Origin of the sequence: Streptosporangium sp. NPDC001559, from assembly GCF_042893955.1 — a bacterium.
In the GTDB taxonomy this organism is placed as follows: domain Bacteria; phylum Actinomycetota; class Actinomycetes; order Streptosporangiales; family Streptosporangiaceae; genus Streptosporangium.
Genome location: NZ_JBIAVG010000009.1, coordinates 195762 through 214794 on the forward strand (window position 1 = coordinate 195762; position 19033 = coordinate 214794).

General features: G+C 70.8%; 13 protein-coding genes. 9 read left to right on the forward strand and 4 right to left on the reverse strand.

Annotated elements, in window-relative coordinates; genetic code table 11:
* Positions 1 to 28 precede the first annotated feature (28 nt).
* Positions 29 to 4927: an ATP-dependent helicase gene (locus ACFYY8_RS21355; protein ID WP_390043405.1), complete on the reverse strand. Its 4899-nt coding sequence runs from the start codon at positions 4925 to 4927 to the stop codon at positions 29 to 31.
* Between the two features lie 258 nt (positions 4928 to 5185).
* On the opposite strand from ACFYY8_RS21355, the gene ACFYY8_RS21360 reads away from it, so the two are divergent.
* From ACFYY8_RS21360 to ACFYY8_RS21385, 6 genes are all read left to right on the forward strand, one after another.
* The gene (locus ACFYY8_RS21360; RefSeq protein ID WP_390043407.1) at positions 5186 to 5674 is read left to right on the forward strand and encodes a VOC family protein; all 489 of its coding nucleotides are present in this window, start codon (positions 5186 to 5188) and stop codon (positions 5672 to 5674) included.
* A 600-nt stretch (positions 5675 to 6274) separates the two neighbouring features.
* The gene (locus ACFYY8_RS21365) at positions 6275 to 7711 is read left to right on the forward strand and encodes an MBOAT family O-acyltransferase (RefSeq protein WP_390043409.1); all 1437 of its coding nucleotides are present in this window, start codon (positions 6275 to 6277) and stop codon (positions 7709 to 7711) included.
* A gap of 14 nt (positions 7712 to 7725) precedes the next feature.
* Positions 7726 to 8916, forward strand: a complete 1191-nt coding sequence (locus ACFYY8_RS21370) for a hypothetical protein (RefSeq protein ID WP_390043411.1) — start codon at positions 7726 to 7728, stop codon at positions 8914 to 8916.
* Positions 8917 to 9193: 277 nt separating this feature from the next.
* Positions 9194 to 9388 carry a DUF3046 domain-containing protein gene (locus tag ACFYY8_RS21375; RefSeq protein WP_390043413.1) on the forward strand — a complete coding sequence of 65 codons (195 nt, stop codon included), beginning with the start codon at positions 9194 to 9196 and terminating at the stop codon, positions 9386 to 9388.
* A gap of 636 nt (positions 9389 to 10024) precedes the next feature.
* Positions 10025 to 10753, forward strand: coding sequence for a response regulator transcription factor (locus tag ACFYY8_RS21380; protein ID WP_390043415.1), 729 nt, complete (start codon positions 10025 to 10027; stop codon positions 10751 to 10753).
* Positions 10754 to 10824: 71 nt separating this feature from the next.
* Positions 10825 to 11751 carry a DMT family transporter gene (locus tag ACFYY8_RS21385; RefSeq protein ID WP_390043417.1) on the forward strand — a complete coding sequence of 309 codons (927 nt, stop codon included), beginning with the start codon at positions 10825 to 10827 and terminating at the stop codon, positions 11749 to 11751.
* Here the strand turns inward: ACFYY8_RS21385 and ACFYY8_RS21390 are convergent.
* Genes ACFYY8_RS21390 through ACFYY8_RS21400 form a run of 3 tightly spaced genes read right to left on the reverse strand, consistent with a single transcriptional unit; the run spans position 11689 to position 15628 of the window.
* Positions 11689 to 13122: a cation:proton antiporter gene (locus tag ACFYY8_RS21390; protein ID WP_390043419.1), complete on the reverse strand. Its 1434-nt coding sequence runs from the start codon at positions 13120 to 13122 to the stop codon at positions 11689 to 11691. The two genes, ACFYY8_RS21385 and ACFYY8_RS21390, sit on opposite strands and share 63 nt — an antisense overlap.
* Positions 13119 to 14576, reverse strand: a complete 1458-nt coding sequence (locus ACFYY8_RS21395) for an amino acid adenylation domain-containing protein (RefSeq protein WP_390043421.1) — start codon at positions 14574 to 14576, stop codon at positions 13119 to 13121. The genes ACFYY8_RS21390 and ACFYY8_RS21395 overlap by 4 nt, the downstream gene beginning before the upstream one ends.
* Positions 14573 to 15628 (reverse strand): acyl-CoA dehydrogenase family protein, encoded by a 1056-nt coding sequence (locus ACFYY8_RS21400; protein WP_390043423.1) that lies wholly within the window; start codon positions 15626 to 15628, stop codon positions 14573 to 14575. The genes ACFYY8_RS21395 and ACFYY8_RS21400 overlap by 4 nt, the downstream gene beginning before the upstream one ends.
* Before the next feature lie 363 nt (positions 15629 to 15991).
* Between ACFYY8_RS21400 and ACFYY8_RS21405 the strand changes: the two genes are divergently transcribed.
* Genes ACFYY8_RS21405 through ACFYY8_RS21415 form a run of 3 tightly spaced genes read left to right on the forward strand, consistent with a single transcriptional unit; the run spans position 15992 to position 19032 of the window.
* On the forward strand, positions 15992 to 16246 hold the full coding sequence (locus ACFYY8_RS21405) for an acyl carrier protein (RefSeq protein ID WP_352008545.1): 255 nt from the start codon (positions 15992 to 15994) through the stop codon (positions 16244 to 16246).
* 48 nt (positions 16247 to 16294) lie between these two features.
* Positions 16295 to 17638 (forward strand): NAD(P)/FAD-dependent oxidoreductase, encoded by a 1344-nt coding sequence (locus tag ACFYY8_RS21410; protein WP_390043428.1) that lies wholly within the window; start codon positions 16295 to 16297, stop codon positions 17636 to 17638.
* 32 nt (positions 17639 to 17670) lie between these two features.
* Positions 17671 to 19032 (forward strand): TrpB-like pyridoxal phosphate-dependent enzyme, encoded by a 1362-nt coding sequence (locus ACFYY8_RS21415; RefSeq protein WP_390043430.1) that lies wholly within the window; start codon positions 17671 to 17673, stop codon positions 19030 to 19032.
* The last annotated feature ends 1 nt before the right edge of the window (position 19033 follow it).

The window sequence follows — 19033 nt, forward strand, 5'->3', positions numbered from 1 at the left end:
TCACTTCACCGCACGGGACGGTGCCGGGTCAGGCGCGCAGACGCAACCCCCTGGGGGTCGGGTGGAATCCGGCGGATTCGAGGGCGGCACCCAGCGGGGAGTCGTTGATGGCGGTGCCGTCGGCCCGTTCGACGGTCAGTTTGCCCAGCGCCCCGTCGCGTACGGCCAGCGCGAGGGCGTCGACCGCGGGCTGCAGGACGTCGCCGTCGGCGAAGGACAGCAGGGTCCTGCCGCCGCGTTCCACATAGAGAACCAGGTGCCCGTCGACCAGCACCACCAGGGAACCCGCCTTCCTGCCCGGTTTGTGGGAGACCTCTCCCGGGTGCGCGGGCCACGGCAGGGCGGCGCCGTACGGGTTGGCCGGGTCGGTCGCCGCCAGCACGACCGCCCGTCGCGAGGCCTCACCCCGTGACGCCGCATTTCGAGGCCCTCCGCCCCGGGTTCCCCACGACCTGCCGCCCCACTCGTTCTCACCCCCGGTGTCCATGACCGGCGGGCCGGTCCGCCACGGGTCCGAAGACACCCCGGCGGCCGGATCGTCGAGCGGGGAGACGGGCGGGCGAACGGGCGGCGCCGAGGTCGCGCGCATCCGGTCGACCGCGCCGGCCAGCGCGAACTGCGCCCCGCCAAGCCCCTCGACGAAGTAACCTCTGCGGCACCGGCCGCTCTCCTCGAAGGCGCGTAGCACGGGATAGACCGCGGCGAACCCGCCGGGCAGCCGCTCGGCGGCGACCGCGCCACGGGTCACCACGCCGTGCCGCTCCAGCAGGACCTCCGCCTGGGCGTGCGCGCGCTGGGTCGCGTCCTGCGAGGGGGCGGGCAGCGACCACCAGCGCCCGCCGACGGTCGGCGGTCCGCTCCGGCTGGGAAGCACCGCGCGCCTGCTGCGCGAAGGCGCCCTGCGGTGGGCGGGGCGCCCGGTGCCGAGCGTGGCGCGCAGCGGCGCGAGCGTGTCGCCGGTGATCCGCCCCGCCCACACCAGGTCCCACAGCGCGGCGGCGAGCGCGCCGTCGTCCGGGATCGCGCCCGGCATCAGGGAGCCGACCCGGCCGGACAGGTCGCGGAAGAACAACGCGCCCCCGCCGTTCAGGACGTCGAGCACCCGCTCGTGCACCGGTGTCATGGTGATCTCCACCGGATCGGGCATCAGCAGCGGGGCGGTGTCGGCGAAGTACAACGCGACCCAGCCGTCTCCACCTGGCAGCGAACCCTGACCCGCCCAGACGACCTCGCCGGAGGAGGTCAGCTCGTCGAGCATCGAGGGGTCGTATCCGGGCACCCGCGAGGGCAGGATCAGCGTCTCCAGCGCGGAGGCGGGCACCGCCGCCCCCTGCAACTGCTCGATGGCCCCGGCCAGCGCGTCGATGGGCGGCCTGCCCCGCTGCGGACCGCCGGTGATGCCATGCCAGGCGGGGGAGAAGGCGGCCAGGGCCTCCGGGGGAACCGGCTCGACCTCCTTGCGGAGCCTGGCCAGAGACCTGCGGCGCAGGGTCCGCAGCACCCCGCCGTCGCACCACTCCTCACCCCGGCCTCCGGGCCTGAACTCCCCGTTCACCACCCTGCCGTGGACGGCCAGGCGGCGCAGCGCGTCGGTGACGACGGCGGGCCCGAGACCGAACCTCGCGGCGGCGGTGTCCGCCGAGAACGGCCCGCGCGTGCGGGCGTGCCTGGAGACGAGGTCACCGAGGGGATCCTCGACCGGTTCGAGGAACACGTGCGGCACCCCGACGGGCAACGGCGCGCCGAGCGCGTCACGCAGCCGGGCGGCGTCCTCGATCGCCGCCCACTGCTCCTGCCCGGCGATCCGCACCCTGATCGCCCGCCTGGCGGCCTCAAGCGCGCCGAGCCAGGCCGGGTCGCCCTCACGCAGGCTCACATCCGCCGCGACCAGCGGGCCGTGCGAGCGGAGCAGGTCGGCCAGGTCCTCGGCGTCGCGCAACGGCCGGTCGAGCCGTGCGAGCTCCCGCTCGGTGTCGGCGATCACGTCGGGGTCGAGCAGCTCACGCAGGTCGGCCTGGCCGAGCAACTCGGCCAGCAGACTCGTGTCGAGGGCGAGCGCCTGGGCCCGGCGCTCCGCCAGCGGGGCGTCTCCCTCGTACATGAACGCGCCCACGTAGTTGAACATCAGCGACGCCGCGAACGGCGACGCCTGCCCGGTCTCGACCTCGACCAGCCGCACCCGCCTGGCCGCGATGTCGCGCATGAGCCCGGCCAGCCCGGGGACGTCGAACACGTCCTGCAGGCACTCGCGCATCGTCTCGAGAACCACGGGGAAGGAGGCGTATCTTCCGGCGACGCCGAGCAGGTGCGAGGCCCGCTGCCGCTGCTGCCACAGCGGGGTGCGCCTGCCCGGTACGCGCTTGGGCAGCAGCAGCGACCGGCCCGCGCACTCACGGAAACGCGCCGCGAACAGCGCCGAACCACCGAGTTCCTCGGTGACGATCCGTTCGATCTCCTCGGGGTCGAAGACCGCGATGTCCGAGGGAGGCCCGGAGAGCGTGTCGGGGACGCGCAGCACGATGCCGTCGTCGGAGTGCACCGCCTGGACGTCGGTGCCGTAGCGCTCCCGCAGCCGCCGCCCGATCGCCAGGGCCCACGGCGCGTGCACCCTGGCGCCGTACGGCGAGTGCACCACGACCCTCCAGTCGCCGAGCTCGTCGTGGAACCGCTCGACCAGCAACGTCCGGTCGTCCGGCACGTAGCCGGTCGCCTCCCGCTGTTCGGCCAGGTAGGACAGCAGATTCGCGGCGGCGAGCTCGTCGAGCCCGGCCGCCCGGATGCGGGACAGGGCGGCCTCGCGCGCCGCGTCGCCGTCCTCCTCCGGGCCCCGCCCCTGTCTCCGCCGCCTCCGTGTCGTCTCCGCCGGGTCCGGCCCGCCGGAGGCGGACGACTCCGTGGTCTTCCCGCCGTCCGAGTCCGCGCCCGCGGCGGACATCTCCCGCAGGAACTCGCCGATCGCCCTGCCCAGCTCGGCCGGGCGGCCCGCGCTGTCACCGTGCCAGAAGGGCAGCTTGCCCGGCTGACCCGGGGCGGGGGAGACCAGGACCCGGTCGGCCGTGATGTCCTCGATCCGCCACGAGGTCGCGCCCAGCACGAACACGTCCCCGGCGCGGGACTCGTAGACCATCTCCTCGTCCAGCTCGCCCACCCGGGAGGACTTCTCCCCGGCGAGGAACACGCCGAACAGTCCCCGGTCCGGGATCGTGCCCCCGTTGGTCACCGCCAGCCGCTGGGAGCCGGGGCGCCCGCTCAGCGTGCCCGTGACCCGGTCCCACACGACACGTGGCCGCAGTTCGGCGAACTCCTCGCTGGGGTAGCGCCCGGCGAGCATGTCGAGCGTCGCCTCAAGCGCGCTGCGGGGCAGCCCGTGGTACGGCGCGGCACGCCGTACCACCGTCTCCAGCTCGTCGACCGTCCAGTCGTCGAGCGCCGTCATCGCCACGATCTGCTGGGCCAGCACGTCGAGCGGATTGCGCGGGTAGCGCAGCTCCTCGATCCGCCCGTCGCGCATCCGCTCGGCGACCACGGCCGTCTGAACCAGATCGCCCCGGTATTTGGGGAAGATCACGCCACGGGAGACCGCTCCGACCTGGTGACCGGCCCTGCCGATGCGCTGCAGGCCACTGGCCACGCTCGGCGGCGACTCGACGCAGGCGACCAGGTCGACCGAGCCCATGTCGATGCCGAGCTCCAGGCTGGAGGTCGCGACCACCGCGGGCAGCCGCCCCGACTTCAGGGCCTCCTCGATCTGGGAACGCTCCTGCTTGGAGACCGAGCCGTGGTGGGCCCGCACGATCTCAGGGAGGGCGCCCTTCGAGGCCCCGGCCTGCGCCATCATCGCCGCAGGGGTCGCCAGGGAGGCCGGAGGCGCGGGGGAGCCGGGGGGAGTGGGGAAGCCATCGGCCCAGTGGGCGGGCTCCCCGGCCCCCGGCTCCGGCTGGGATCCCACCCCGTGCTGCCAGGCCAGCTCGTTGAGGCGGGTGCACAGCCGTTCGGCCAGCCGCCGCGAGTTGGCGAACACGATCGTCGAGCGGTGCCGCCCGATCAGGTCGAACAACCGCTCCTCGACGTGCGGCCAGATGGAGCGTCTGGGCGCGGGACCGGCCAGCCACCGCTCCTCGTCGGAGGGGTCGGCAGGCCGTACCGGGGCGTCGAGCTCGGTCATGTCCTCGACGGGGACGACGACCTCGACCTCGATCACCTTGTCCGAGGGTGGCTGGACCACCACGGCGGGTTTCCCGCCGCCGAGGAAGGTGGCGACCTCGCTCACCGGGCGCACGGTCGCCGACAGCCCGACGCGCTGGGCGCGGCGGGCGAGCAGGGCGTCGAGCCGTTCGAGGCTGAGGGCCAGGTGCGCGCCGCGCTTGGTCGCCGCGACCGCGTGCACCTCGTCGAGGATGACGGTCTCGACACCGCGCAGAGCCTCGCGGGCCTTGCTGGTCAGCAGCAGGAACAGCGACTCCGGGGTGGTGATGAGGATGTCGGACGGTTTGGCGGCGAAACGCCTGCGCTCCTCGGCGGAGGTGTCGCCCGAGCGGATCGCCACCGAGATCTCCGGCACCGGGAGCCCGAGCCGCCGGGCGGTCTGCCGCAGCCCGGCCAGCGGTGCCCTGAGGTTGCGCTCGACGTCGACCGCCAGCGCCTTGAGCGGGGACACGTAGAGCACCCGGCACCGCCGGGAGGGCTCCTCCTCCGGCCGTTCCTCAGCCCGCGCCGCCAACCGGTCGAGTGACCACAGGAACGCGGCCAGGGTCTTGCCCGACCCGGTCGGCGCGACCACGAGAGTGTCGTCGCCCCGGGCGATGGACGCCCACGCGCCCTCCTGCGCGGCGGTCGGGGCGGAGAAGGCCCCGGTGAACCACTGCCTGGTCACGGGGGTGAAAAGACTGAGCGCCCCGCCCACGGGATCGGTGTCCGCCTCACGCACGTGAGATCGCCCCCTCGTCTCGCCCCGGCCGGACGGCCCGGCCACCGCTCCATAGTGCACGGCGCCACCGACAGAATCCGTCCCGCGCTCCACCCCGCTGACAGGGGGAAAGATCACACTAAGTCGTCCTTAATAGCTTTTATCCAAATTCGTGATGCCGGGTGGAACCCAGAAGTAGGGCATGAGTCAGAAAAGGTTCATCCACCATCAAGGCGGAGATAGATCCCAGGTGAGCAACCAAGCCGGTGAGCGTGCGCGATGAGCATCGACCACCCCGCCATCGAGGCGGCACGTGAACGAATCAAGGCGGAGCACCTCAGGGATCGCCGTCCGCCGAGCAGCGTCAGAGGCCTGCACCACGTCGCGCTGCTCTGCTCGGACGTCGAGACCACGATCGCCTTCTATCAGGACCTGCTGGAGTTCCCCCTCACCGAGATCGTCGAGAACCGCGACTACCGAGGCTCGAACCATTTCTTCTTCGACGTGGGAAACGGCAACCTGCTGGCCTTCTTCGACTTCCCCGGCCTGGACGTCGGCCCCTACCGGGAGGTGCTCGGCGGCCTGCACCACATCGCCCTGTCCGTCGATCCGGCGACCTGGGAACGACTGCGCGGCAAACTGGAGGCCTCGGGGGTTCCGCACCAGATCGAGAGCGGCGCCTCCATCTACTTCCGGGACCCCGACGGCACCCGCCTGGAGCTGCTCGCCGACCCCCTCGGCGAGATGTACGGCTCACACGTCCTGTGACCAGGCCTTCCCGGGTGGGCGCGTCCCGCGCGGGAAGGCCCTCGGCCCTGACGGGTCGTGGATCGGCGGCCCCGTCGGACGCCGGACGGTCACGGCCGGGGGAATGCCGTGAAACGAAGGAAACGGCCTGATCTCCTCGCCTTCGACCGTCCTGCCCTTCCGGCTCGGAAAGGCCGTGCCTGAGAGGGATTTTCGCGTAAAGCGTCCTCGTTTCCACGCTCCCGGTGTGAAGTCCGGAGAAACGCCCGGATAGTACGGTCATCGCGTTGATCTGGAGGAATGTGTATCTCGGATGAGCGAGGCCTTCGGTAGCATGGCGTGCGCTCTGTCATTCGGTCATGTCATGACCAAAAGCACGGATAGGGTGAACTGAATCGCCGCCGAAGGTCCTTGGCCGGTCCTTTCGCGCGTTGGAATCCGCCGAAGGGGAAACCATGGTCGAGCGCGTCCCATGGATTCCTGTGACATATGCGGATCTCATTCCGGTCTCCCGTTCGCCTGGCCGCGCAGGCGACCGCGGAGTCCCAGGTCCCGCGCCCGGCCGCGCACGTTTCCCGAAAGGCCCAGCCCGGCCCCCTCATCCTTCTATCCGGGACACCGATGTCGTTCTCCTCCTCCTTGTTCCTGTGGTTCCTCATGCCGGTCACGCTGCTGGCCTACTGGGTGCTCCCCTCGCGCTGGCGCAACTCCCTCGTCGCGGTGGTCAGCCTGGTCTTCTACACCTGGGGGGCGGGGCCGTACACGGCGTTGCTGCTGTCGGTGATCGCCGTGAACTACGCCATGGGTCTCGCCCTGGACTCGGAGCGGCTCAGGGAACGTCCGCGGACACGCAGGGGCCTGCTGGTCACGACGATCGTGTGGGACCTCACGATCCTGGGGGTGTGGAAGTACGCCGGGTTCGCCAGCCGTCAGATCGACGCCCTGTCGAGCGCCCTGGGACTGGGGCACAGCCCGATCGTGAGCCTCGCCCTGCCGATCGGCATATCGTTCTTCACCTTCCACCACCTGTCCTACGTGGTGGACGTCTACCGGCGCAGCAGGCCCGCCCAGCGGAGCCCGGTGCGGTTCGTCACCTACATCGCGATGTTCCCCCAGCTCATCGCCGGGCCGATCGTCCGGTACCACGAGATCTCCGAGCAGCTCTCCGACACCCGGCGTGACAGGTACGCCGACTTCGCAGCGGGCTTCCCCCGGTTCGCCCTCGGGCTGGCCAAGAAGGTGATCGTCGCCGACACGATCGCCCCGGTCGCGGACGCCGCGTTCGCCCACGCGGGCGGCCAGATCACCACCCCGACCGCCTGGGTGGGGGCCGTGGCCTACACGATCCAGATCTACTTCGACTTCTCCGGATACTCCGACATGGCCATCGGCCTGGGCATGATGCTGGGCTTCCGGCTTCCGGAGAACTTCGACCGGCCGTACTCGGCGTACTCGGTGACGGACTTCTGGCGGCGCTGGCACATGTCCCTGTCCCGCTGGTTCCGCGACTACGTCTACATCCCGCTCGGCGGCAACCGCCGGGGCACCCTGGTCACCTACCGCAACCTGCTGGTCATCTTCGTGCTCTGCGGCTTCTGGCACGGAGCCAACTGGACCTTCCTCGTCTGGGGCCTGTACCACGGAGGCCTGCTGGTCGCCGAGCGGCTGCTGGGCTGGGACCGCCCCCCGGGCACCGTCACGGCCGCGGCGCTGCGTCGCGCCGTGACCTTCCTGCTGGTCGTGGTCGGCTGGGTGTTCTTCCGGGCGGAGACGATGACCGGGGCGGTCGACGTCCTCCAGGCGATGTTCGGCTGGCGGCCCGGCGGCCTGGACGAGTTCACGGCCTTCGCGCTCAACCACCAGCGGACGCTCACCCTCGCGCTGGCGCTGGGCGTGGTGCTGCTGCCGGCCTCGTTCACACTCGGCCGCCTGGTCGAGGAGGGGCGGGGCCGTACGGCGGTGGCGGCCCGCGCCGTGGTGACGTGGGTGGCCGCCCCCTACTCCGCGGTCCTGGTCGCCGCGGGCACCTTCAGCCCGTTCCTGTACTACCAGTTCTGAGAGAGAGGCCGTCGATGACCGCAGTCGAGACCGAACCGGCGACCTCGGGGACCCGGCCCCGCCGTTTCCGGGGGCGGCTGCCGACGCTGCTGGCGGCCGGGCTGTTCTTCTTCGGGCCCGCGCTGGCCTTCGCCCTGGGGGACCGGGCCGTCGAGATCGAGAACCGGAAACTGCCGGAGTTCCCCTCACTGTCGGAGGGCTGGGACCTCATCCCGAAGGCCGAGGCCTGGGCGGTGGCCCACCTGCCGCTGCGGCAGTACGCCATCCGTGGCAACGCCGCCCTGTCGGAGAGGGTGTTCGGCCAGCTTCCTTCGTACAGCGCAGGCGGGAAACCGACCTATCCCCGGGCGATCGAGGGCCGTAACGGCTGGCTCTACTTCGGGGACGACGTGATCGAGGCGTGCGGGCCGCGCTGGAGCGTCGCCGAGACCCTGGAGCGGACGCGCAGGCTGGCCGAGATCGTGCGGAGATCGGGCAGGAGGTTCGTGCTCACCGTCGCGCCGGACAAGACCACCGCCTATCCCGACGAGCTCCCGGAGCGCTTCCTCGGCCAGGGATGCCTGCAGAGACGCAAGAAGGAGTTCTGGACGGCGCTTGAGGCGGCCCGCCCGCCCGGTTACATGGACCTGCGGGGCCCGCTCCAACGACTGCGCCGGGAGACCGGCGCGCCGACCTACTGGCGGACCGACAGCCACTGGAACGAGCGTTCGTGCGGACTGTACGGCACGACACTGGCCCAGACGCTCGACCCCCGGCTGGCGCGGGGCACGAGCCTGGTCAAGATCGGGCAGGAGCCCAGGGTCGGCGACCTCGGGCCGATGCTGGGCACGCCACGCGAGGAGATCATCGACCGGTGGTCCCTGGTCAGGCAGGGGGTGCGGCGGACCAAGCAGGACGACACGCAGCTGCCCACCTCGTTCAGCACGGCCAACGCCTCCTCCGGGGCGCCGCTGTACGAGCCGAGGACCCTGCTCGTCGGCGACTCGTTCACCCGTAACTCGCTGCCGTGGATCACGCCGTACTTCGCGGACGTGACCTATCTGCGCAGTGACGCTCCCGCCAAGGTGGGGCCCGGGTACGTCGCGGAGAAGGTCGCCGGGAGCGAGACGGTGGTGTTCGAGATGGTGGAGCGCTACTTCGTCGGCGGGCACGGGGAGATGCTGGACGACGCGACCCTCGCCGCGATCGAGAAAGCACTGCGCTAGCCTCTCCGCCTTCGCGGTTTGATCAGGATCCGAACATCCATAAAGGAGTGCCGAAAGCATTTCTGTATATGACGCCATGTCGCCCGCGCGACGGACGGCCCTTTCCCGTTCGGAGGGTGATGGCTTTATCACGGCTCGTGATGAATGTTTGGTCGTCGTTTCCGTGAAATTGGATTCTCGCCCCCGTTCTCCCGTGGCCCCCGGGGCGGGCGCGCGCCACCGCCGGGCTCGCCGGTCCATGGCGTCCGGCGCCCGCGGCCGGGGCCATACTTGGGGGATGCGCCTGTCGGATTTCTGGGACCGGATGAAACTGCACTTCGGCGACGCCTACGCCGAGTCGTGGGCTCGCGACTACGTCCTGGCCGAGCTGGGCGGCCGGACGGTGGACCAGGCGCTCGCCGACGGTTTCGCGGCCAAGGACGTCTGGCGGGCGGTGTGCGGGGTGATCGAGGTCGCCCCCCGCCTGCGCTGAGGCCCCCGCTCCGGCTTCCGGGGCGCCTTCGTTCCCGGGCCGTGGGTTCGCGCGAAACGCCGCCGGATATGGCCGCCCCTTTCCTTGCGCCGATCTTGAGGCGTGTTCCCCCGGGGGACGGGCCGGTCACCGGAAAGTTTCCGGGACGTGTCAACTAGCTGGGTAAATAAGCGCTTCGTGATCGTCCCGCCCATCACATGGGTGAGCGGGCCTCGCCGGCCATGCCGAACTTCGTATGGTTCCTCGTGTTGATCGACTTTTCTCGTAAGGCCGCCACCTGGCCGAATATCGTTCCGGTCGCAAATAGCGAGGGTTAAGTCACAAAAATTGGTAGATACATTGCGATCGCGCTGTTGTATACCCGAGGTATGCGTATCCGGATAGTGGGGGTCTGTCCGCTGTGTCTCTTGTCGACCGCGAGCCGACCCGCCCCATGACCCATGGTCCGCCCGTCAGGGACGGGCCCGCCGGGAGGACGCCCCGGCCGACACACGCGCGCGGCCTCCGCGTGCGGCGGCCGTACCTCGCGATCCGGAACCTTCGCGATCTCCTGACGGCCCGTGCGCGGGCCGTACCCCCAGGCACGCAGGACGAGAGCCGCCGAAACCGCGATTTCCCAGGCCAGATACGGTGACGATGAAGAATGCCACCCAGAAGAAGACGGTCCTTCTGGCCGAGAGCCGCACGCTTCTCCGGATCGGACTGAGGGAGATCCTCGACGAGACCGGAGACATGGCGGTGACCGGTGAGACGACCGACTCGACGGACACCATCCGCAGCATCCGCGACCTGTGCCCCGAGGTCGTCGTGATGGGGCCGCTCAGCGACTGCGCCGACTCCGTCGAGGCGACCAGGAAGATCGTGGCGGAGCTCCCCGGCGAGACCCCTCGCTTCCTCGCGCTCGTCGACGCCTGGGACGCCCGCTCTCTCGACATGGCCGAGCCCGAGGTCGGAGGGCTGCTGTTCACCAACGCCTCGGCCGAGGAACTGCGTGCCGCGATCAGGATGCTGTCCGCCGGATACTCCTTCCTGGCCCCCGAGGCGTGCCAGCGGACCGTCAGGACCACCGCGACGGGATCGCCCAGGACGCCGCCGGTGACCGACATGACCAGCAGGGAACTGGACGTGCTGCGCCTGCTGGCCCGTGGCTACACCAACGCGGAGATCTCCAGGGACCTGTCACTCAGCGAGAGCACCGTCAAGTCCCACGTCCAGAACGTGCTGCACAAGAAACACCTGCGCAACAGGGCGGGGGCGGTGATCTACGCCTACGAGACGGGCCTGATGAAGGTCGGGGAGAACCCCGCCCACCTGTCCCGCAGGAGGTATCCGCAGGAGGAACGCAGCCGGGCGGCCAACGCGTAACGGGAGGTCAGTCCACTTGCCCGCCCATTGGCACTTTCGCGAGATCATGCCGCTTGCCACGATGACACCCCGTGACGTTCATACGAGACAAGGCCGACAGGCGGCGCGGCATGATCGGTGCGGCGACCGCGATGTTCTGCGTCGGCACACTGACGGGGGTCTCTCCCGCGCTCCACGGCTATCCCGTGTACGGCGGGCAGGCGGTGCGCTACGCCGTCGGCGCGGTCCTGCTGTTCGCCGTCGTCAAGGCCAGGCGGCTGCCGCCGGTCAGGCTGACCCGCCGTGAGATCCTCCTCGTCCTCGCACTGGCCCTGGTCGGGCTGGCGGCGTTCAACGTGTTCGTGGTCGAGTCGACCCGCTATGCCGACCCGGCGATGGTCGGCACGATCGTGGCCACCGTCCCCATCGTCTTCGCGGTCGCCACACCGCTCATGGAGGGCAGAAGGCCGACCCCGCACGTCGTGGTCGCGGCGGTCGTGGTCGCCACGGGGGCGGCCGTCACGATCGGCCTGGGCGGCGCGACGCTCGTCGGGGTGCTGCTCGCACTCGGCGCGCTCGGCGGAGAGGTCGGCTTCTCACTGCTGGCGATTCCGCTGCTGCCGAAACTCGGCGCCGTCAGGGTCGCCGCCTACTCGGCCGCCGCCTCAGTACCGCTGCTGCTGATCGCCGGGGTCGTCGTCGACGGACCGCGGATGCTGCGGACGCCCACGCCCTCGGAGGCGGGGGCGCTCGCCTACCTGGCCGTCGTGGTCACCGCCTTCGCGTTCTTCTGCTGGTACGACGCGCTGCCCCGGCTCGGCGCGGAACGGGCGGGCCTGTTCTCCGGATTCCTGCCGCTGGGCACCATCGTCGCCGCCGTCGTCCTGGGGACGGGTCACCCCGGCTGGCCGGAGTTCGCCGGGGCCGCCCTCGTCGTCGTGGGCCTGCTGATCGGGCTACAGCCGACGGGCCCCTCCCTCTCGCCGGCGGGCCGTCAGGCGGCCGAGCAGCGAGAGTAACGGGGCCGTCGCGGCGGTCGTCACCAGCGCCATGGCGACCAGCACGACGAACAGCCGTTCGCTGAGCATCCCCAGGGCGAGCCCGAGGTTGAGCACCACCAGCTCCGTCAGGCCCCTGGCGTTGAGAAGCACTCCGAGCGAGGCCGAGTCGGGCCAGCTCAGCCCGGTCGAGCGGGCCATCAGCATCGGACCGGCCAGCTTGCCCAGCATCGAGACCACCACGACGAGCGCGGTGACGCCGAGCAGCGAGGCGTCGAGCCCGCTGCGCCAGACGTCCGTGCGCAGCCCCGTGCCCACGAAGAAGAACGGCAGCAGCAGAAGTCCCGAGACGGAGTTGATCCGCTCGGTCAGCCGGGACAGGGATCCGGAGGGGCAGCACAGGCCGTACAGGAACGCGCCGAAGATGGCGTGGATCCCGATCGCCGAGGTCACCGCGGAGGAGGCGAGCAGGCCCGCCAGCAGCACCAGCAGGCGTATCTCCGGCCGGTTCTCAAGCGCGGTGAGAATCCTGGCCAGCCAGGGGCGGACCAGCCAGGTCATCACGACGCCGTAGGCGAGCACCAGTGTCACGGTGAGCGCCGCCCTGGCCGGGGTGTCCCGGCCCGCGACCGCGGTCATCACGGCGATCAGGCACCAGGCGACCACGTCGGCGATCGCCGCGCACAACATGCTCAGCCTGCCCAGAGGGGTGCGGAACATGTCCCGCTCGACCAGGATGCGGGCGAGCACCGGGAAGGCGGTGATCGACAGGGCGGAGCCGAGGAACATCGCGAAGACCACCGGGCTGGCCTGCGGCCCGGCCCAGTCGCGGTACAGCAGGCTCGCCAGGAGCGCGCCGCCGAGGAAGGGACCCGCGATGCCCGCGTGGGCGATCGTCACGGCGGCCCCGCCCTGACCGCGGAAGGAGGTCTGCCTCGTCTCCTGGCCGACCACGAACATCAGGGCGATCAGCCCCAGGTCGGCCAGGCCCTGCAGGACGGGACGCACCTCGGCGGGGAAGAGCCAGGCGCTCGCGCCGGGCAGCAGCGCGCCGAGCACCGAGGGCCCGAGGCAGAGCCCGGCGAAGATCTCCCCGACGACGGGCGGCTGCCCCACGCTCTTGGCCAGCCACCCGAAGAGCCTGGCGGCCAGGATGACCACGGCTATCGCGGCGAACAGCTGGACGCTGTGCTCGACGGGACCGGAGGCGGACGGTCCCACCGTCCGCGCCGTGCCCGCCGAGGTCCCCAGCATCACCAGCAGGCCCACGGCCGCCAGCGCGGGCAGGATCGCGGTCAGGGCGTAGACGGCGGCGCCCGCCCCGCGGCGTGAGACAGGGGCCCCCGACGGGCGGGGATCGAGTTCGACCGTGCCCGTGGGCGTCGGCGTCATCGTGCCTCCGAGGTGAGCAGGCGGCGGTGGACCTTGCCGTTCGGTGTCCTGGGCAGCTCGTCGACGTGCCGGACGGCGTCGACGATCATGTGCCGGGGCAGCGAGGCCGCGCAGTGGCGCTTGATCTCCAGCAGGTTCGGGCGTTCGGCCCCCGAGGGCACCAGGTAGGCGACCAGCCTGGCGTCTATCCCGCCGCCGGTCAGCACGACCGCCGCGTCGCCGACGGCTGGATGGGCCTGCAACACCGCCTCGATCTCGCCGATCTCGACCCGGTACCCCCGGATCTTGACCTGTCCGTCACGTCTGCCGAGGAAGCGGTAGTCGCCGTCGTCCTGCAGCAGCACCAGGTCACCCGTCGCGTACGGCCCGGCCTGCGGCGCGGAGCCCCAGTACCCCAGCATCACCGTCGGCCCGTCGACGACCAGCTCACCCTCCTCGCCGGGGCCCGCCACGCCCCCGTCCTGCCTGACCGCCCACACCCGGTCACCGGAACAGGCCCGCCCGATCGGAACGGGCATGGTCCTGTCCCCGGCCACCTCGCCGACCTCGTGGAAGGTGCACACGTTGGTCTCCGTCGGGCCGTACAGGTTGAGCATGCGCACCCCGGGCAGGTGCTCGCGGAGCCTGCGCAGATGTGTCACCGGGTACGGCTCGCCGGCGAACAGCAGCGCGCGCAGCGCCGAGGGGCGCGCGTCGAGCAGCCCGCCGTCGCGGGCCATCAGGATCAGCGCCGAGGGCACCGAGTACCACACGGTGATCCGCCGGTCCAGCAGGAAGTCGACCAGCAGGCGCGGGGCGTAGGCCGTCTCCTGCGGGATCAGGTGCACCGAGGCCCCCGCGTGGAAGGCGACGTACAGGTCCAGCACCGACAGGTCGAAGTGGAAGGGGGCGTGGTTGGCGAAGCGGTCGGCGGGGACGGCCCCAAGCTCGGCGGCGGCCCACCCGACGAAGGCCAGCGCGTTGCGGTGCGACAGGCAGACGCCCTTCGGCACGCCGGTCGAGCCCGAGGTGTACAGGATGTAGGCCAGGTCGTCGGCCGTCCCGTCCGGCTCCGGCAGCGGCGGCGGGGTTCCCTCGGGTCCCGGGCCGGGCGCCGGGACGTCCACGCCGTTGAGCTCCAGTGTCCGCAGGCGCTCGGGGGAGGCGACCACGGCGCTCGGCGCGCAGTCCCGCACCAGGTGGACGGCCCGCTCGACCGGGCTGAGCGGATCGACGGGCACGTAGGCGGCCCCCAGGCGCAGCACCGCCTGGGTCGCGACCACGGCCCGCGCCGACTTGTCGAGCCAGAGCGCCACCCGGTCGCCCCGCCGTACGCCGGTCGCGGCCAGCGCGTGCGCCAGGCGGTCGGCCTCGGCGTCCAGTTCGCCGTAGGTCAGGGTGGCGTCCGGCCCCGCGACGGCGAGCGCCTGGGGGGTGCGGCGGGCGTTCCGGCGGACGAGTTCGTGCAGTCTCACAGCCCCAGCTCCTTGACGATCTGTTCGAGCTGGATCTCCGTGGTGCCGGAGAAGACGGTCGAGGGCAGCGCGTCCCGCAGCGCGCGCTCCACCCCCGCCTCGCCGCGGATGCCCGCCCCGCCGAAGATCTGCACGGCGTCGAGACCGGCCTGCACCGCGCCCTCGCTGATCGCGAGCTTGGCCATCGCGACGTCGAGTACGGCGCGCTCGCCCCGGTCGAGCCGCCAGCAGGCCCGCCACAGCAGCAACCGCGCCGCCTCAAGGCGCAGCCGCAGCCGCGCGATGCGGTGCGAGACCGCCTGGTTGTCGGAGACACGGCGGCCGAACTGCCTGCGCTCCCCGGAGTGCTCGACGACCGCGTCGAGCAGCCGTTCGGTCAGGCCCAGGTAGCCGGCGAACAGGCAGGTGCGCTCCCAGCGCATCGAGGACTGGAAGATCGCCGCCCCCTGCCCCCGCACGCCGAGCATGGCGTCCGCCGGGACACGGCACCCGTCGAGCCTGACCCGCGCGGCGGGGACGCTCTCCAGCCCCACCTTGCGGAACGGCTCGCCGACGGTCAGTCCCGGCGTGCCGCGTGACACGGCGAACGCGCTGACCCCCATGTGCCCGAAGGCCGGGTCGGTCGAGGCGTAGACCGTGAAGACGTCCGCGATCGGCGCGTTGCTCACGAAGGACTTGACCCCGGTGATGACGTAGTCGTCGCCGTCGCGGACCGCGCGCGTCGTCATCGCGGTGACGTCCGAGCCCGCCTCGTCCTCGGTGATCGCGTTGGCGCCGACCAGTTCACCGGAGCACAGACCGGGGAGCGTCGCCGCCCGCAGCTCCGCGCCGCCGTGCTCGGCGATGGGCATCGCGCAGGCGAACAGGTGCGCCATGGTGGCGAAGACCAGCCCCATGTCCTGGCAGCCCCGGCCGAACGCCTCCACGGTCAGCGCCGTGTCCAGGAAGCCGAGTCCGCCGCCGCCGTACTCGGCGGGCACGGACAGGCCCGTCAGGCCCAGCGCCGCGCACCGCCCCCAGTCCTCACGGGTGAGGAACCCGTTCTCGGTCACCGGCCATGTACGTGTCTTTTCCCGGACCAGCTCGTATCGCTCCCGCTGGTCGGAATCCCAGGCGAAATCCACGCTCGGAAGCTTAGGATCGGCCGCTTTCCGCTGTCCTCATCATTCCAGCGGAAGCTTCCGCCCCGGAAACGGGAAAACGTGGGGAACGGGTCTGCCCGCTCGTCCTTTCCACCCCCCTACCAAATGAGGAGTCCACCTGTCCTCAGGGGGGCCCGGGAGGGGTGAAGTTCAATATTTGTCAGGAGGACAGTCAGGGCACCGCTTCGTAGTCTCATGCCGGTGGTCGTGCCCGGAGCGACGGCCACGGCGGCGTGACCGCCCGACGGGTCACCCATGAGACGGGAGCTGCGAATGAACGAGTCGGAGGTCTCCGACGTACTCCGCAAATACCTGCAGGAGAGAATCCTTGACACCTCGGACGTGGAGATCGAGCCGGAGACCCCGTTGCTCGAATGGGGAATTCTCAATTCGCTCACGACCACCCGGCTCGTCGGATTCATCAGGGAACAGTACGGGATCGAGATTCCCATGGAGGAGATGGTCGGCGGGAACTTCAAGGACCTGCGGAGCATCAGCGGTCTCGTCGTACGGCTCGGCAGCGAGTGAACGTGTACCGGTGCGCCCGTGAACGTGTCCACGAGGGGAAGGCCAATCATGTCTGACGTTGACTTCGACATCGCGATCATCGGAGGCGGTCCCGCGGGATCCACGATGGCCTCCTACCTGTCGCAGGCCGGGCTGTCCTGCGGCGTGTTCGAGGGCGCGATCTTCCCGCGCGAGCACGTGGGGGAGTCCCTGATCCCCGCGACCACCCCCGTGCTTTCCGACATCGGCGCGCTGCCGAAGATCGAGGCCGCGGGCTTCCCCAGGAAGTACGGCGCCGCCTGGACCTCGGCGATCGACGCGAAGATCCCCACCCTGGGCTTCGAGGTCTCCCACGGGTTCGGGACGGCCGAGATCGACTTCAGCGAGCGCGACCAGGCCGGGGTCAACCAGGACTACACCTACCACGTGGACCGCGGGCGGTTCGACCTGATCCTGCTGCAGCACGCCGAGTCGCTCGGCGCCAAGGTCTACGAGGGCATCCGGGTGCGCCGGGTCGACTTCTCCGAGCCTGAGCCCAAGCTGGTCTTCAGCATGGGCCGCAGGGAGACGGACGTGCGGGCGAGGATGGTGATCGACGCCAGCGGGCGCAACACCTTCCTCGGCAGGCAGCTCAAGCTCAAGGTCTCCGACCCGGTGTTCAACCAGTACGCGATTCACACCTGGTTCGACGGGCTCGACCGCGGCGCGCTGTCGGTCGACAAGGAGCAGACCGACTACATCTTCGTCCACTTCCTGCCCATCACCGACACCTGGGTGTGGCAGATCCCCATCACCGAGACGATCACCAGCATCGGGGTCGTCACGCAGAAGAAGCACTTCAGCGAGGCCGGATCCGACTGGGAGACCTTCTTCTGGAGGTGCGTGGAGAGCCGCCCCGAGCTGGCCGAGGCGCTGCGCGCGAGCAAGCAGGTCAAGCCGTTCAAGCCGGAGGGCGACTACAGCTACGCCATGCGGGAGATCTGCGGCGACGGCTGGCTGATGATCGGCGACGCGGCCCGTTTCGTCGACCCGATCTTCTCCAGCGGCGTCAGCGTGGCCATGAACAGCGCCAGGATCGCCTCCTACGACATCCTCGCGGCGGCGGAGCGGGGCGACTTCACCAAGCCCTCCTTCGCGAACTACGAGGGCAAACTGCGCAACGCCGTGAGCAACTGGTACGAGTTCATCTCCATCTACTACCGGCTCAACATCCTGTTCACGGCCTTCGTCGCCGACCCGAGGTACCGCCTCGACGTGCTCAAGATGCTCCAGGGAGACGTCTACGACGGAGGCGAGCCGGTGGCTTTGACCAAAATGCGAGAGATCACCCGCCAGGTCGAGGAGAATCCTGATCATCTCTGGCACAAGCACCTCGGCACGCTGCGCGCCCCCAGCGCGGCGCCGCAGTTCTAGCCGCAGTTCCGAACGGAAGGACCGGGAGATCCGTGAAGAAGTTCATCCTGGCGGAGAACGACCTGCCCCAGCAGTGGTACAACATCCTGCCCGACCTGCCCGCCCCGCTGCCGCCGTACCTCAACCCCGTCACGCACGAGCCGCTGCGTCCTGAGGACCTCGCGCCGCTGCTGCCGCAGGCGGTGATCGAGCAGGAGTTCTCCCCGGAGCGCTGGATCGACATCCCCGAGCAGGTGCGGGACCTCTACCGGATGTGGCGGCCGAGCCCCCTGGTGCGGGCCGACCGGCTGGAGAAGGCGCTGGACACCCCGGCGAAGATCTACTTCAAGTACGAGGGCGTCTCGCCCGCGGGATCGCACAAGCCCAACACCGCGATCCCGCAGGTCTACTACAACGCCAACGAGGGCGTGCGGCGGCTGACGACCGAGACCGGCGCGGGACAGTGGGGCTCGGCGCTGTCCTTCGCGGGCAGCCTGTTCGGCGTCGCCGTCACGGTCTACATGGTGCGCGCCTCCTACGAGCAGAAGCCCTACCGCCGCTCGCTCATGCACACCTGGGGCGCAGAGGTCTTCCCCTCCCCGACCAGCCGCACCCAGGCGGGCCGCGACATCCTCGCCAAGGACCCCGACTCGCCCGGCAGCCTGGGCATCGCCATCAGCGAGGCCGTCGAGGACGCCCTGGCCCACGACGACACCAAGTTCGCGCTCGGCTCGGCCATGAACCACGTGGTGCTGCACCAGACCGTCATCGGTCTTGAGGCCAAGCGCCAGCTGGAGATGGCGGGCGACTACCCCGACGTCGTGGTCGGGTGCGTCGGCGGGGGCTCCAACTTCTCCGGGCTGGTCTTCCCCTTCATGGCCGACCGCCTCTCCGGGGAGCGGCCGGGGACCAGGTTCATCGCGGCGGAGCCGACCGCCTGCCCGACGCTCACCCGGGGCGCCTACACCTACGACTACCCCGACTCGGCCGGGCTCGGGCCGCTGCTGCCCATGCGCACCGTCGGTCACGACTTCATGCCCGCGCCCATCCACGCGGGTGGCCTGCGCTTCCACGGGGACGCCCCGACCCTGTGCGCGCTGCACGAGCAGGGCTACATCGAGGCCCGCGCCTACGACCAGAACGAGGTGTTCGCCGAGGCCGTGCGGTTCGCCAGGAGCGAGGGGTTCATCATGGCGCCCGAGTCTTCGCACGCGCTGCGCGGCGCCGTGCAGGAGGCGCTCGCGGCCAAGGAGGAGGGGAGCGAGCGCACGATCCTGTTCGGCCTGTCCGGGCACGGCCACTTCGACCTGGGCGCCTTCGACGCCTACCTGGCGGGTCAGCTCGAGGACTACGCGATCCCCCAGGCCCAGCTGGACGAGGCGCTGAGCCGGCTGCCGAAGATCGCGACGACCTGAG

What these genes read in the sequence shown, in the direction of transcription:
- ACFYY8_RS21360 (WP_390043407.1), top strand. Translation starts at nt 5,186, where the DNA reads ATGAGCATCGACCACCCCGCCATCGAGGCGGCACGTGAACGAATCAAG.
- ACFYY8_RS21365 (WP_390043409.1), top strand. Translation starts at nt 6,275, where the DNA reads ATGTCGTTCTCCTCCTCCTTGTTCCTGTGGTTCCTCATGCCGGTCACG.
- ACFYY8_RS21370 (WP_390043411.1), top strand. Translation starts at nt 7,726, where the DNA reads ATGACCGCAGTCGAGACCGAACCGGCGACCTCGGGGACCCGGCCCCGC.
- ACFYY8_RS21375 (WP_390043413.1), top strand. Translation starts at nt 9,194, where the DNA reads ATGCGCCTGTCGGATTTCTGGGACCGGATGAAACTGCACTTCGGCGAC.
- ACFYY8_RS21380 (WP_390043415.1), top strand. Translation starts at nt 10,025, where the DNA reads ATGAAGAATGCCACCCAGAAGAAGACGGTCCTTCTGGCCGAGAGCCGC.
- ACFYY8_RS21390 (WP_390043419.1), bottom strand. Translation starts at nt 13,122, where the DNA reads ATGACGCCGACGCCCACGGGCACGGTCGAACTCGATCCCCGCCCGTCG.
- ACFYY8_RS21405 (WP_352008545.1), top strand. Translation starts at nt 15,992, where the DNA reads ATGAACGAGTCGGAGGTCTCCGACGTACTCCGCAAATACCTGCAGGAG.
- ACFYY8_RS21410 (WP_390043428.1), top strand. Translation starts at nt 16,295, where the DNA reads ATGTCTGACGTTGACTTCGACATCGCGATCATCGGAGGCGGTCCCGCG.